The organism is Pseudidiomarina insulisalsae (assembly GCF_003987065.1).
In the GTDB taxonomy this organism is placed as follows: Bacteria; Pseudomonadota; Gammaproteobacteria; order Enterobacterales; family Alteromonadaceae; genus Pseudidiomarina; species Pseudidiomarina insulisalsae.
Genome location: NZ_PIPY01000001.1, coordinates 42,851 through 57,258, shown reverse-complemented (window position 1 = coordinate 57,258; position 14,408 = coordinate 42,851). Strand labels below are relative to the sequence as shown.

14 protein-coding genes are annotated in these 14,408 nt (G+C 53.2%); 10 read left to right on the top strand and 4 right to left on the bottom strand.

Going from position 1 to position 14,408, the window contains the following annotated elements; genetic code table 11:
- Positions 1 to 68 precede the first annotated feature (68 nt).
- A complete protein-coding gene (locus CWI71_RS00290; protein ID WP_126753246.1) occupies positions 69 to 785 on the top strand; it encodes a M48 family metallopeptidase in 717 nt (238 codons plus the stop codon).
- On the opposite strand, the gene CWI71_RS00285 is transcribed toward CWI71_RS00290, so the two are convergent.
- Positions 782 to 3,085, bottom strand: a complete 2,304-nt coding sequence (locus CWI71_RS00285; protein WP_126753245.1) for a S9 family peptidase — start codon at positions 3,083 to 3,085, stop codon at positions 782 to 784. The genes CWI71_RS00290 and CWI71_RS00285 overlap by 4 nt on opposite strands.
- A 105-nt stretch (positions 3,086 to 3,190) precedes the next feature.
- Here CWI71_RS00285 and prlC point away from each other — a divergent pair, with 105 nt between their 5' ends.
- A complete protein-coding gene (gene prlC / locus CWI71_RS00280) occupies positions 3,191 to 5,257 on the top strand; it encodes an oligopeptidase A (RefSeq protein WP_126753244.1) in 2,067 nt (688 codons plus the stop codon).
- On the opposite strand, the gene CWI71_RS00275 is transcribed toward prlC, so the two are convergent.
- Together CWI71_RS00275 and CWI71_RS00270 are read right to left on the bottom strand one after the other, a co-directional pair.
- A complete protein-coding gene (locus tag CWI71_RS00275) occupies positions 5,254 to 5,448 on the bottom strand; it encodes a DUF2970 domain-containing protein (RefSeq protein WP_126753243.1) in 195 nt (64 codons plus the stop codon). The genes prlC and CWI71_RS00275 overlap by 4 nt on opposite strands.
- Before the next feature lie 2 nt (positions 5,449 to 5,450).
- The gene (locus CWI71_RS00270) at positions 5,451 to 5,771 is read right to left on the bottom strand and encodes a hypothetical protein (protein WP_241967567.1); all 321 of its coding nucleotides are present in this window, start codon (positions 5,769 to 5,771) and stop codon (positions 5,451 to 5,453) included.
- Positions 5,772 to 5,949: 178 nt separating this feature from the next.
- Between CWI71_RS00270 and rpe the strand changes: the two genes are divergently transcribed.
- The 8 genes from rpe (at position 5,950) to CWI71_RS00230 (ending at position 13,491) form a co-directional block, all read left to right on the top strand.
- Positions 5,950 to 6,621 carry a ribulose-phosphate 3-epimerase gene (gene rpe / locus CWI71_RS00265; RefSeq protein ID WP_126753242.1) on the top strand — a complete coding sequence of 224 codons (672 nt, stop codon included), beginning with the start codon at positions 5,950 to 5,952 and terminating at the stop codon, positions 6,619 to 6,621.
- Positions 6,622 to 6,641: 20 nt separating this feature from the next.
- Positions 6,642 to 7,649 carry a tryptophan--tRNA ligase gene (trpS, locus tag CWI71_RS00260; RefSeq protein WP_126753241.1) on the top strand — a complete coding sequence of 336 codons (1,008 nt, stop codon included), beginning with the start codon at positions 6,642 to 6,644 and terminating at the stop codon, positions 7,647 to 7,649.
- A gap of 40 nt (positions 7,650 to 7,689) precedes the next feature.
- Entirely contained in the window at positions 7,690 to 8,277 is a 588-nt protein-coding gene (locus tag CWI71_RS00255) for an anthranilate synthase component II (protein WP_126753240.1), read from the top strand.
- A 184-nt stretch (positions 8,278 to 8,461) separates the two neighbouring features.
- Positions 8,462 to 9,664, top strand: coding sequence for an aspartate aminotransferase family protein (locus CWI71_RS00250; RefSeq protein WP_126753502.1), 1,203 nt, complete (start codon positions 8,462 to 8,464; stop codon positions 9,662 to 9,664).
- Between the two features lie 15 nt (positions 9,665 to 9,679).
- Positions 9,680 to 10,693 (top strand): arginine N-succinyltransferase, encoded by a 1,014-nt coding sequence (gene astA, locus CWI71_RS00245; protein ID WP_126753239.1) that lies wholly within the window; start codon positions 9,680 to 9,682, stop codon positions 10,691 to 10,693.
- A 35-nt stretch (positions 10,694 to 10,728) separates the two neighbouring features.
- Positions 10,729 to 12,213 carry a succinylglutamate-semialdehyde dehydrogenase gene (gene astD, locus CWI71_RS00240; protein ID WP_126753238.1) on the top strand — a complete coding sequence of 495 codons (1,485 nt, stop codon included), beginning with the start codon at positions 10,729 to 10,731 and terminating at the stop codon, positions 12,211 to 12,213.
- Between the two features lie 15 nt (positions 12,214 to 12,228).
- Positions 12,229 to 12,633 (top strand): OsmC family protein, encoded by a 405-nt coding sequence (locus CWI71_RS00235; RefSeq protein ID WP_126753501.1) that lies wholly within the window; start codon positions 12,229 to 12,231, stop codon positions 12,631 to 12,633.
- Entirely contained in the window at positions 12,634 to 13,491 is an 858-nt protein-coding gene (locus CWI71_RS00230) for a 23S rRNA (adenine(2030)-N(6))-methyltransferase RlmJ (RefSeq protein WP_126753237.1), read from the top strand.
- On the opposite strand, the gene CWI71_RS00225 is transcribed toward CWI71_RS00230, so the two are convergent.
- Positions 13,488 to 14,381: a phosphoribulokinase gene (locus CWI71_RS00225; protein ID WP_126753236.1), complete on the bottom strand. Its 894-nt coding sequence runs from the start codon at positions 14,379 to 14,381 to the stop codon at positions 13,488 to 13,490. The two genes, CWI71_RS00230 and CWI71_RS00225, sit on opposite strands and share 4 nt — an antisense overlap.
- Between the last annotated feature and the right edge of the window lie 27 nt (positions 14,382 to 14,408).

The following is a 14,408-nucleotide window of genomic DNA, read 5'->3' as shown; positions in this document are numbered from 1 at the left end:
GTGTTATGATCACTTAAAACACTCCCGGGTGCAACGCAACGGGCAAATTCGCAGGTAGGAAAAATCCGATGACGGCAATCTATCCCATTCAGCGCAGCAGGCGGCGCCGCTCTCTGGCCATTAAAATTCGGGCCGGTGAAGTCATTATCCAAGCCCCGCAGCACCTGTCTGAAGCGAGGATAGCAGCTTTCGTGCAAAGTAAGCATGGCTGGATCGACAAACATCTGCGCGCGCAACGTGACTGTCTGGCCGAACTTGATCAGCGGCTGTGGCGCGATGGCGAACGATTGCGCTGGTTAGGTGAGCCGCTGCAACTGCAACTACAACAAGCGCCGCGCAAACGCTGCTGGCGCGATGGGGCGCAGCTTTTTGCCACAGTGACGCCCCGGGCAAATCCGGCTCATGAGCCAAAAGGCGTGATTCGTAACTGGTACCAGCAGCAGGCGCTGCAGTGGCTAAATGCCTTCATGCAAGAGTGGGCCACCGTGCATCCCGAATGGATGCCGCGAAGTTGGCAAATGGCGAACTTTTCCAGTAAGTGGGGACACTGCTCCCGCCAGGGGGAGTTGAAATTTTCCTGGAAGCTTTGGTTGGCGCCGGAATGGGTAGTTCGCAATGTGGTTATTCATGAGCTTTGTCATTTGCGCGAGTTCAATCACAGCTCCGCATTCTGGCGTTTAGTGGCGCAGCACTCAGACGATTATCAGCAGGCCGGGCAGTGGCTTCGTCAGCACGGCATGACCGTGCTGAACGAAGCTTATCTGGATTACCACGAAACTGCTTAACGCCCGCCTGCTGGCAGGTTCTCCTTAAGGAACTCAGTCATCATGGTTCGCAGGTGCAAGGTGGTCCCTGCGCCTTCGCGCAAGCCGTGGGTGCGGTTCGGGTAGGCAAAGAACTCAAATTGCTTGCCGTGTTTAATCAGTTCATTTACCAGGCGCTCTGAGCCCTGGAAGTGAACGTTGTCATCGGCGGTACCGTGGACCAGTAACAAGTCACCTTCAAGATTCGCTGCGTGCGTAATCGCTGACGTTTCCTGGTAGCGCTCTGCGGCTTCTGGCAACAGGCCAGAATAGCGTTCCTGATAGATGGTATCGTACAAGGTCAGATCGGGTACCGGCGCAAGCGCTATGCCCATATGGTAATGCTGCGGGTAGCGGAACAGTGCATTTAGCGTTTGTGAGCCGCCACCGCTGTGACCCCAGATACCGACGCGGTTTTCATCGATAAAGCTCCAGCGATCGAGCATCTGTTGTAAGGCGTCATATTGGTCACGCACGGTGACCACACCGAGGTTCTTGTAGATTGAACGGCGCCAGTCGAAACCACGCGGGGACTTGGTGCCACGGTTATCAATGGAAGCGACAAGATAGCCTTGCTGAGTTAAGTAAGTGTGCCATAAGAAACGCTCATAGCCCCAGCTATTACTGACCGTTTGCCCCCAGGGTTCGCCGTACACATAAAACAGGATTGGGTACTCTTTGGTCGGATCGAAGTCCACTGGCTTCATTAAATAGCCATCAAGGGGCAGGCCATCGCGTGCTTCTACCTGAAAGAACTCAATCGCGCCCTTCGCTAATGCGTTATATGCCTGCTGCGCGGTCTCATTGGCTTTGATCATGCGGATTTGTTGGTGCTCAGGTAAGCTCACCATGTCCACTTGCGGTACCTGCGTTACGCTGGAGTACGTGTGCACGGCGTAATCGGCGTTGGCGGAGAGCTGATAACTGTGCGTGCCAGCCTGGTCCGGGGTCAGGCGTTCCAGTTGTCCTGAACCATTTAAACGCGCCCGGAATAAGTAACGCTCAAGTGGCGTTTCCGGTGACGCAATAAAGTAAACCCAGCCTTGCTGCTCATTAATCTGCAACACTTCAACCACGTCCCAGTTGCCTCGCGTGATAGCGTTCAGGCGTCCGCTGTCACGATCGACGCGGTAAATATGACGGTAACCGCTGCGCTCGCTTAACCAGGTAAAGCTGCCATCGTCGAGGAACTGCACATCGTCGACATACTCGGCCCAGCTAGCCGTGGTTTCGCGTAACACCTCACGCACGGTGCCATTGTCAGCATCGGCGAGAAACGCGCGGTTGATTGCCTGTGAGCGGGTCAGTTGCTGAATTATTAACTGGTCAGAATTGCCCGCCCACTGCATGCGTACCAGATAATGCTGACGCGGATCGCCAGGTACCTTCATCCAGGTCGTTTCGCCGCCATCTGCGGGCATGACGCCAATGCGCATGGCGGCATTGGTTTCACCGACTTTCGGATACGGAAAGCTCTTCAGCGTGGGGTACAAAGCGTCGGTGTTGTTGATCATGGTGAAGATTGGCGTACCTTCGGTATCCAACTGCCAGTAAGCAATCTCTTTGCCATCAGGACTCCAGCGGAAACCGTCACGCAGGAAAAACTCTTCTTCATTTACCCAGTCAAAGGTGCCGTTGACAATGGTGTCACTGCCGTCGGTGGTGAGTTGGGTGATCTTGCCATCACGCAAACGCTCGACGTAAATGTTGTTCTGCATGACATAGGCAACACGTGTGGCCTGCGGATCAAATTTAGCAAACTGCAACGTTGACGGTTCGGCAAAGGCTCCAAGTTGCTGCAAGGTGCGCTGTTGCAGGTCAAAGACCCAATAATCGCCCAACGTATGGGTACGCCATGAGCGTTTCGTATTGGTGAAAATCAGCAACTTATCCCCGGTCTCAGACCAGTGGTAGTCGGCCAGTTGCAAGGGTGTACTCTGTCCCTTGGGAGTCAGTTCTGCGGCACTGATAAGAACATCGCGCTGTTGCGTTTGCGGGTGGTAACGTACCAGGTCGTGACCTTCGCCCTCGGCGATGGGTTCTAATGTGGTGTAACCACTGCCATCAGCCAGCCAGCGCGTCGGCGGCACGCCGCCAGCGTGGTAAGTCGGTTCGGTATACAGCTTTTCCAGCGTCAGTAGCTCACCTTCAGCGCTGCCCGCGGTAATAGTTTGTGCCCGGTCGTTGGCAGAGGGCAATGTGCTGCAACCAAGCAAGGTCATAACTGCCACGCCACTTAGCCCAAGCCGCAGCGGTTGGGTGAGAAAAGAGGTTAGTTTCATGAAGCCTGTTATCCTGTTAGGGCAGAGCCGGCCTTGAAAAAATGAGTTTTGGCCTAACATCTGCTGTAAAGTAGTTACACAGCGCATTATTCAAGAGGAAGCCGCATGAGTCAAAACCCTTTGTTGAGCGAGTATCATCTGCCACCCTTTGCGGAGATTCGGCCGGAGCATGTCAAACCAGCGATGGAGCAACGTATCGCTGATTGTAAAGCGACCATTGAGCGGGTGCTTGAGGCGGGTGATTATTCCTGGTCAGGGCTGGTTGCTCCGCTGGAAGAGGTTGACGATCTGCTCGAGCGTAGCTGGTCGCCAGTCTCGCATCTGAACGCGGTGGTTAGCTCAAGCGCACTGCGCGAGGCGCACGATGCCTGCTTACCTTTGCTGAGTGAATACGGAACCTTCGTCGGTCAACATGAAGGTCTGTTCAATGCCTATAAAGCGTTGGCCGCAAGTGAGGGGTTTGCCTCGTTATCTGAGGCGCAGCGAAAAGTCGTGACCGATACCATCCGTGATTTCGAACTTTCAGGCGTCGCCTTGCCTGCGGTGGAGAAACAACGTTACGCGGAGATTCAGACACGACTGTCCGAGCTGTCATCGCAATTCAGTAATAACCTGCTGGATGCGACAGATAACTGGCACTATCTGGTCACTGACGAAGCGCAATTGAGTGGTTTACCGGAGAGTGCGGTCGATGCCGCCGCCAGCGCAGCAGAAGAGAATGATCAGACGGGGTGGCGCTTTGGTTTATCGATACCGAGCTACCTGCCGGTGATGATGTACGCCGACAGCAGCGAGCTGCGCAAAGTAATGTATCAGGCCTTTACTACACGAGCCTCTGATCAGGGGCCACAAGCAGGACAGTTTGATAATAGTGCGATTATGGCTGAGACTCTGGCGTTGCGGCATGAGCTGGCGCAGTTATTGGGCTTTGCCAATTATGCCGAGCTCAGTCTGGCAACCAAGATGGCGGACTCGACTGAGCAGGTCGACAACTTTTTGCAAGACCTGGCAAAACGCTCACTGGGTCAGGCCCAGACGGACTATGATGAGGTCGTCACTTTCGCCCGCGACGAGTATGACGTAGCCGAACCCGAAGCCTGGGATGTTGCCTATTACAGTGAAAAGCTCAAACAGCAGAAGTACGCGATCTCTGATGAAGAGCTGCGCCCGTATTTTCCTGAAGCCCAGGTACTGAAAGGCTTATTCAGTGTCGTTGAGCGGCTGTTTGGCATCAGCATTGCCGAAACGACCCCGGCGTCAAGTTACCACCCGCACGTACACTACTTTGAACTGACCGACCGTCAGGGCGAAAAACGCGGCAGTTTCTTTCTTGATCTCTACGCCCGAAGCGGCAAGCGTGGTGGTGCCTGGATGGCAGAGTGTGCGGTGCGTCGTTGCACCAGCGCGCAACAATTACAGTTACCGGTGGCGTATTTGACCTGTAACTTTAATAAGCCAGTCGGCGATAAGCCCGCGCTGTTCACCCACGATGAAGTATTAACCCTGTTTCATGAGTTTGGCCACGGCTTACATCATATGCTGACCAAGGTTGACGTTGCTGGTGTGTCGGGTATCAACGGGGTGGCCTGGGACGCCGTAGAGTTACCCTCGCAGTTTCTGGAAAACTGGTGCTGGGAACCTGAGGCACTGGAATTGATATCCGGTCATTATGAAACCGGCCAGCCGTTGCCAGAGGAATTGCTGGCGCGCATGCTCGCTGCACGTAATTTCCAGTCGGCCATGCAAATGGTGCGGCAACTGGAATTCAGCTTGTTCGACCTGCGTATCCACTGTCAGTATGACCCGCAGCAAGGTGATCAGATACAGCGCATTCTGGATGCGGTTCGTGATCAGGTCGCGGTACGTAAGCCACCTGCTTACAATCGCTTTCAGCACAGCTTCGGGCATATTTTTGCCGGCGGCTATGCAGCCGGTTACTACAGCTACAAATGGGCTGAGGTGCTTTCAGCTGATGCATTCAGCCGGTTTGAAGAGCAAGGTATCTTTAACGCAGCAGTGGGCGAGGACTTTTTACACGCAATACTGGAGCGTGGCGGCTCGCGCGATGCGATGCAGTTATTCAAGGAATTCCGTGGGCGTGAGCCAGATGTCGAGGCGCTGTTGCGCCATGCGGGAATTACCTCACTGGAACAGGCGGGTGCCGCCCCTTAAGGGAGCACCCAACTGACGACCAGCAGCAACAACAGGACAAAAGCGACAATAAAAATGACGCCAACAGCGATGAACTTAGCCGGGCTACCCTTGCTAAAATCGCGTTGGCGGTTTGCTTCGGTCTGAACCCCGAATAAAGCGGCAAGTACACTGAAGATCACGCTGACAAAACCAGGTTGCTCAGAACGCATGGTTACAGGCTGACTTTCTTGCTGCTGCCGTAATCGCGTGAGTGACGTTCAGAGCTACCAAACAGAAGCTCGAACAGGTCAAGGAAATGGAATTGGGTGGAGCGACTGCTACCACTGAACCAGCTGGCCCAGCTTAAAGTCGTTGCACTATCTTGCTGGACGCACTGTTGCACTGTGTGCGGTTGCTCAGTGTTGTTGAGCAGTTTCTGGCACTGTGCTTCATTACCGATCACCACGCTATTGCTCGTATTACCCAGCAGTGCGACAGATAACACTAGCCCTGCGACGACAAAGCTGGTCACTGCTTTTTTATTTTTAGTCACGGTGAAGCTCCTACACAATTGTGCGAATTCCGTACAATTTACCAGCTTCAGTCACGTGTTGCCAAGAGATTTGGCGCTTTTTTTCGCTGGCAAGCGCGGGTGTGTCTGGTACACTAGGGCACTTTCTGGATACGCCAGACGCAGTCTGGACGAGACGCTCAGTACGTTGGAGGTGCATATGGCAGACTATTTAATTGCTCCATCGATATTATCAGCTGACTTTGCCCGTTTAGGCGAAGAAGTTGACGCTGTGCTAAAGGCGGGAGCCGATGTTGTGCACTTTGATGTCATGGACAACCATTTTGTCCCCAATCTGACGATTGGTCCGATGGTGTGTAAAGCGTTACGTGACTACGGCATTACCGCGCCCATCGACGTACATCTGATGGTTGACCCGGTAGAGCGGATGATCGACGAATTCGCCAACGCGGGTGCTTCTATCATTACTTTCCATCCTGAGGCGGCAACGCACATCGACCGCTGTCTGGCGCAGATTCGCGATCATGGCTGTAAAGCGGGGCTGGTGTTTAATCCGGCGACACCACTGCACCACCTTGACTATGTGATGGATAAACTTGATGTCATTCTGCTGATGTCAGTGAATCCTGGCTTTGGCGGACAAAAATTCATTCCGGCGACGCTTGATAAGCTGCGCGAGGCGCGGGAACGTATCGATCGCAGTGGTTATGACATTCGCCTGGAAATTGATGGCGGGGTAAAAACCGATAACATTGCTGAGGTAGCGGCGGCGGGCGCAGATATGTTTGTCGCTGGTTCGGCCATTTTTAATCAACCCGATTACGCTAAAGTCATTGCCGCAATGCGGGCTGAGTTAGCGCAAGTTAAATAACTGAAGTAACGGAAAAAAGCATGAGTAAACCCATTGTATTAAGCGGCTGTCAGCCTTCAGGACAACTTTCCATCGGTAACTATATTGGCGCGCTGCGCCAGTGGGTGCGGATGCAGGATACTCATGATTGTCGCTTTATGCTGGTGGATTTGCATGCCATTACCGTGCGTCAGGATCCCGCGAAGCTACGTGAAGCCACGCTTGATGGTCTGGCGCTTTATATGGCTTGTGGCCTTGACCCGCAGAAGAGCACAATTTTCGTGCAGTCGCATGTGCCTGAGCATGCACAGCTGGCCTGGATACTGAACTGCTACACGCAGATGGGCGAGCTGAACCGCATGACGCAGTTTAAGGATAAATCGGACCGTCACGCCAATAATATCAACGCTGGCCTTTTTACTTATCCGGCGTTGATGGCCGCTGATATTTTGCTGTACCAGGCAAATCAGGTGCCGGTGGGGAATGATCAGAAGCAGCACCTGGAGCTGTCGCGTGATATCGCAATCAGGTTTAATAACATCTACGGCGACGTCTTTACCGTACCTGATCCTTTTATTCCGGAAGTCGGCGCGCGGGTCATGAGTTTGCAGGATCCGTTAAAGAAAATGTCCAAGTCGGACGACAACCCGAACAACTTCATTGGCTTGCTGGAAGAGCCAAAGAAAATCAGTAAGAAATTAAAACGCGCGGTGACTGACTCGGACGAGCAGGCGCGAATTTATTTCGACGTAGAAGAGAAGCCCGGCGTTTCGAACTTGCTGTCGATTCTTTCCGCTGCCACCGGTAAACCGATTGCCGAACTGGTTCCGGAATACGAAGATAAAATGTACGGCCATTTGAAAACCGATACCGCCGATGCCGTAGTGGCAATGCTGGAGCCGATTCAGCAGCGTTACCATGACTACCGCGCCAACATGGACTTTCTTAATGAGGTCATGGGCAAAGGCGCTGATCAAGCCAGCGCGTATGCTGCAGAAACGTTGCAAAAAGTCTATGACGTCATTGGTTTTGTCCCACGCCCACGGTAACTGAGACGAAAGCTTTCAAGACAGGACAGTTTGGCCACTTATGTTGTTAATGATCGATAATTACGATTCTTTTACCCATAACGTGGTCCGCTACTTTCGCGAGTTAAACTGCACGGTGAAGGTGGTGCGTAACGATGAACTGACGCTGGCTGACATTGGCCAGCTTCCCCTTGATGGCATCATTCTCTCGCCCGGCCCCTGTACGCCCAACGAAGCGGGCATCACCCTTGAAGTCATTCAGGCGTTTGCTGGAAAACTACCGATTCTTGGCGTCTGTCTGGGACACCAGGCCATTGGCCAGGCCTTTGGCGCAAAGGTGGTAAGGGCGCGCACCATTATGCATGGTAAAACCAGTCTGGTTAAGCATAATGGTGGTGGATTGATGCATGGCCTGCCGACCCCCTTTAAAGTGGCTCGTTACCACTCGTTGGTATTGCAACCCGACAGCTTACCTGAGGAGCTGATTGTGGATGCCTGGAGCGCGGATGCTGCGCCCGAAATTATGGCATTGCATCATGCCCGGTTACCGATTTGGGGGGTGCAGTACCATCCTGAAGCGGTGGAAACTGAATATGGGCACGCAGTTTTAGCCAATTTCGTCGAATTCTGTCAAACATTTTGCCGTTAGCTATGCAGCCGAATAGGGCGCCTCATGCATAGTTATGCAGCCCTCCCGCAAGCTTAACGCAACAAGCTGAACTGTCTGTTTTTTCTGCTCTGTAGACACGACAGAGCGGGGTTTTTCTGCAATAATAATCGCACTCAAATCCCCCGTATATGAATCCGAATGAGAGGAATTTATGGCAGAACACATGAAAGTCACCCGCGCTACCTTCAATGACGTGATGGTACCTAATTACAACCCAGCGAGTATGATCCCGGTAAAGGGTGAAGGTTCGCGGGTTTGGGATCAAGAAGGCAAAGAATATATCGATTTTGCTGGCGGCATCGCGGTGAACTGTCTGGGTCACTGCCATCCGGCTATGGTCAACGCGTTAACCGAGCAGGGCAACAAGTTGTGGCACCTGAGTAACGTCTTTACCAACGAGCCGGCAATTCGCCTGGCTAAGAAGCTGACCGATGCGACTTTTGCTGAGCGAGTTTATTTTGCTAACTCGGGCGCCGAAGCTAACGAAGCGGCACTGAAGCTGGCCCGTCGTTGGGCGCTTGATAATCATGGCGAAAGCAAGAATCAGATTATCGCCTTCACTAAAGGTTTCCACGGCCGTACCTTCTTCACGGTCACAGTTGGTGGCCAGCCTGCGTACTCTGATGGCTTCGGGCCTAAGCCAGGTGCCATTGAGCACGTTGACTATAATGACCTTGCTGCGCTCGAAGCGCAGATGTCAGAGAAGACCTGTGCCGTGATGATGGAACCCTTACAGGGCGAGGGCGGCGTGATCAGCCCTGATGCTGACTTCGTCAAAGGTGTACGTGAACTGTGTGACAAATACAACGCCTTATTAATTTTCGATGAAGTACAAACAGGTTTTGGTCGCACTGGCAGCCTTTACGCTTACGAGCAACTTGGCGTCACACCAGACATTCTGGCATCAGCCAAGTCATTAGGTGGTGGCTTCCCGATTGGCGCTATGCTGACCACTGCGGCCATTGCTGAACATCTGAAGCCTGGCACCCATGGTAGTACCTATGGCGGCAACCCGCTGGCCTGTGCGGTCGCAGAGGCGGTTTTTGACGTGGTAAGTACTGATGAAGTGCTGGCCGGGGTGAAAGAGCGCGAAGAGCTATTCAAGAACAAGCTGGCTGAAATTAACGAGCGCTATGGCGTATTCAAAGATATCCGCGGTAAAGGTTTACTGCTCGGTGCAGAACTGAGCGATGATTACACCGGTAAGGCCCGTGACTTTTTAAACGCGGGTGCGGATGAGGGCGTCATGGTACTGGTGGCGGGCCCGAACGTGGTGCGCTTTACCCCGTCCTTGATTATCCCGGAAGCTGATGTGCTGGAAGGTCTGGCACGTTTTGAAAAAGCGATCGCGAAAGTCGTCGCTTAAGACACCGGAGCCGTTATGTTAGTGGTACGTCCGATTCAGCCGCAGGATTACGCGGCACTTTATGAATGTGCAGTGGAGTCAGGTTATGGCTTCACTTCATTGCCTGTGGATGAAGACCTGCTGCGCCGCCGCATTGCCCGTGCACAGGAAGCGTTTGCCCGGGAGCATGTCAGTGAGCCTGGTGAAGAAGGCTATCTGTTTGTCATGGAAGATACCGAGACAGGCAAAGTGGTCGGTTGTAGCGGTATTGAAGCGGCGGTCGGACTCACCGAGGCGTTTTACCATTACCGTCTCGGTAAAGTCGTACATCATTCAAAAAGCCTTGATGTTTACAATGCGTTGGAAACGCTGACACTGTGTAACGACTACACCGGCGTCAGTGAATTATGTACGTTATTTTTGCGCGAGCCGTTCCGCAAAAACCAGAATGGTCGGGTACTGTCGCGCTTCCGCATGCTGTTCATGGCAGAGTTCAAAGAACGTTTTAGTCAATTTGCTATTGCCGAAATGCGTGGTGTGTCTGATGAGAATGGCGAGTCACCCTTTTGGGGCTGGCTGGAGAAGCATTTCTTCAGCATGGACTTCAATCAGGCTGACTATTTAACCGGTATTGGCGAAAAGGCCTTTGTCGCTGAACTCATGCCAACCTTCCCGATTTACGTGAAGATGCTCGAACCGCAAGCGCAGCAGGTTATTGGTAAAGTACATGACAATACCCGCCCGGCGCTGCGAATGCTGGAAAACGAAGGGTTCCGCTTCCGTGGTTACGTGGATATTTTCGATGCCGGGCCCACGGTTGAAGTCGAAGTGGCGAATATTAAAAGTGTCCGCGAAAGTCGCCGCAAGCCGGTCCAGGTCGGCCCGGTAGAAGCGGGCAGTGATGTCATTCTCTGCAATACGCGGGTTGCGGACTTCCGCGCCGGGCGTGCGCAAATTCAAGAGACCGACGAACACATTATTGTCAGCCCCGAAGTGGCTGCAGCTTTGCTGTTGGAAGAAGGCGACGCCGCTCGCTTTGTCGCACTGTAAACAACGTTGGTGGACTCAAACCAGAGGAACACAAAATGTCAGAACAAAATTTATTTATCGGTGGCCAATGGGTTGCCGGTGAAGGCGAAGAACTTAAGTCGATCAGTCCAGCTCGCGACGAAGTGATCTGGCAAGGACGTTGCGCTACTGAAGCGCAAGTCGATGCGGCGGTATCCGCTGCGCGCGATGCCTTTGTCGCCTGGGCCGATAAAGATTTTGCTGAGCGCCTGGCGATTTGTAAGAAATTCTCAGATTTATTGACTGAGCATAAAGAAGAGTTAGGCCACATTATTGCGGAAGAAACCGGTAAACCGGTATGGGAAGCACTGACTGAAGTGGGTGCCATGATTGGCAAAGTAGCCATTTCAGAGCGCGCCTATCATGAGCGTACCGGCACCGTGGAAAACCCGATGCCGGCTGGTAAAGCGTTTATCCGCCATAAGCCACACGGTGTTGTTGCGGTCTATGGACCGTATAACTTCCCTGGTCATTTGCCGAACGGGCACATTGTACCGTCGCTGATTGCCGGCAATACGGTGGTATTTAAGCCAAGCGAGATGACACCCAAAGTTGCCGAATTTACCGTGAAGCTGTGGGAAAAAGCCGGCTTACCAGCGGGCGTGTTAAACCTGGTGCAGGGTCTCGTAGAAACAGGTAAGGCGCTGTCTGCGCATCCGCAAATTGACGGCTTATTCTTTACTGGCTCTTCCTCCACCGGTCACTTGTTGCATAAACAGTTTGCCGGCCGTCCGGACAAAATCCTGGCGCTGGAGATGGGCGGTAATAACCCGCTTATCGTTAAAGATGTGAAAGACATTGACGGCGCGGTACACGATATCGTGCAGTCCGCATTTATCACTTCAGGCCAGCGTTGCACCTGTGCCCGGCGTTTGTTCATTGAGCGTAGCGAGAACGGCGACGCCATTTTAGAGCGGTTGCTCGAAGTCACTAAGCAAATTGAAGTAGGCGATTACGAAGCGGATCCGCAGCCGTTCATGGGCGCTATGATTTCGGCAAAAGCCGCGAATGAAATGGTCAAAGCGCAAAACGATCTGGCTGAAGCGGGTGCCACGGTATTGGTGCGAATGCAGCAAAAAGACCATAATCTTGGTTTTGTCACGCCAGGTATTCTGGATGTCACCAATGTGAAAGACATACCCGATATTGAGCATTTTGGTCCGTTGTTAAAAGTCTATCGCTATAGTGAGTTCGACGCGGCGATTGAAGAAGCCAACAACACCAGTTTTGGTCTTTCAGCCGGTATTTTGTGTGACGAAGAGAGTACCTACCGGTACTTCTTCAAACGCATCCGTGCCGGTATTGTCAACTGGAACAAGCCGATTACCGGCGCCAGTAGCGCCGCCCCCTTTGGTGGTATTGGTGCCAGCGGTAACCATCGCCCAAGCGCCTATTACGCAGCGGACTATTGTGCTTACCCGGTCGCTTCGGTTGAAGCTGAACATGTGGCAATGCCGGAAAAGCTTGCGCCAGGGTTGCGCTTTGAGAAAGCTGAGGACTAAGTCATGGCAGCAGCAATGCAGGCTAACGTAGAATGGCAAAATGACCTGGTGTTCAAAGCAAGTACCGGGTCAGGCCACGACGTCGTCATGGATGGCAATAAGGCGACCGCAGCGTCGCCTATGGAACTGGTGCTGGCAGCTGCTGGCGGTTGTTCGTCGGTTGACGTCGTCAGCATTCTTGAGAAAGCTCGCCAGCAGGTGACCGGCTGTCGCTGTGAGGTACATGGCGAGCGCGCTGACGGCATTCCGGCGGTATTTACCAAGGTACATTTGCATTTTGTTGTCAGCGGACATGACGTTGCCGAGAAGCATGTTGAACGCGCCGTGCAACTATCGGCGGAAAAATACTGCTCGGTTGCCAAAATGCTGGAAGCGTCGGTGGTGATGACGCATAGCTACAGTATTGAGCAGGCTGAGTAAGTGAACTACCGCCATAGCTACCATGCGGGCAACTTTGCCGATGTGATGAAACACGCTCTGCAATGGGCGTGTCTTGCTTATTTGCAAGAAAAGGATAAGCCGTTTTGGCTGCTTGATACCCATGCTGGTATTGGTATGTATGATTTGCTGGGCGAACAGGCCAGCAAGACCGGCGAATGGCAGTCAGGCATCGCCAGGTTACTGGCAGCGCCGGAAGCCCCGCAAGAGCTGCAGGGTTATTTACAGGCAGTTCGGCACTTAAATGCTGATGACGCCTTACGATGGTATCCGGGCTCTCCCTATCTGGCAGCCTTGCAGTTGCGCGCACAAGATCAATTGACCCTGTGTGAACTGCATCCGGAAGATGCGCGGGCACTGGCGCAGAATGTCAGCCGTGATTTTCCGTCGCGGGGACAGGTGAAAGTTGAGCTGGGGCGCAATGGCTACGCGGCGTTAAAAGCATTAACGCCACCTCCGATTAAACGCGGTATGGTATTAATTGATCCGCCGTTCGAGCAACGCGATGAATTTAGTCAGGTGGTGCAGGCGCTTGGGGCAGGCACCAAACGCTGGGCCACCGGTAGTTATGTGATCTGGTACCCGATAAAAGACCCGCTGATCATCGGTGACTTCCATCAACAGGTCGCGGACCTGCCACATGTGAGTAAAGCCTACGCTGTGGATCTGCTGGTGCGCGGCCCGCAAGACGCAACGCGCATGAACGGTTGTGGGATGTTATTTGTGAATCCACCTTATGGGGTCGTGCAACAGGTCGCGACCATCATGAACTTCATTACACCTTTGCTGGCGCAGGACCGTGGTGCCGAATGGCAGGAGCGCTGGCTAAAGAGCGCTTAGCGTTTGAGCCAGCCTGGTTTGCCACCGTGTTGCTTGGCAAACATCATTTCTTCAATTAACGGCGCCAAAATCAGCTCCATCGCGAACACCATTTTGCCGCCCGGAACTACCAGCGTGTTCATGCGCGACATAAAGGCGCCGTCAATCATTTGCAGATAGTACGGAAAATTGACGTTGCGCATGCCGCGAAACCGAATCACCACAAAACTTTCGTCCAATGACGGAATATCTTTGGCGCTGAACGGGTTCGAGGTGTCGACCGTAGGCACGCGCTGAAAGTTGATATGGGTGCGCGAGAACTGCGGCACAATATGGTGAATGTAATCTTCCATGCTGCGCACAATACTTTGTGTCACTGCTTCGCGACTATGCCCCCGCTCGGCGGTATCGCGTAAGAGCTTTTGAATCCATTCCAGGTTCACAATAGGCACCATGCCGATAAGCAGGTCGACGTGGCTGGCGACATCGTGCGCATCGGTTTTCACGCCGCCATGCAAGCCCTCATAGAAAAGCAGATCGGTCTCGCTGTTCAGGCACTCCCAGGGCGTGAAGGTACCGGGCATTTGATGATAGGGAACGGCGTCGTCGAAACTATGCAGGTAACGGCGGACCTCGCCATTACCGCACTCGCCGTATTGTCGGAATAAGGCTTCAAGCCGCTCAAAATCGTTAGCCTCAGGGCCGAAGTAACTGATATGACGGCCTTGTTCCTGTGCTTTGCGAATTTCGACATCCATTTCGGGTCGTGAGTAACGATGAAAACTGTCACCCTCAACGCAGGCCGCAGTGATATCCTGCGAGCGGAAAATGTGCCGCAAGGCCTGACTGGTCGTCGTTGTACCAGCGCCTGAGGAACCTGTGACCGCAATGATAGGGTGTTTGACCGACATAGCAACTCCGTAACAAGAGGAATATTT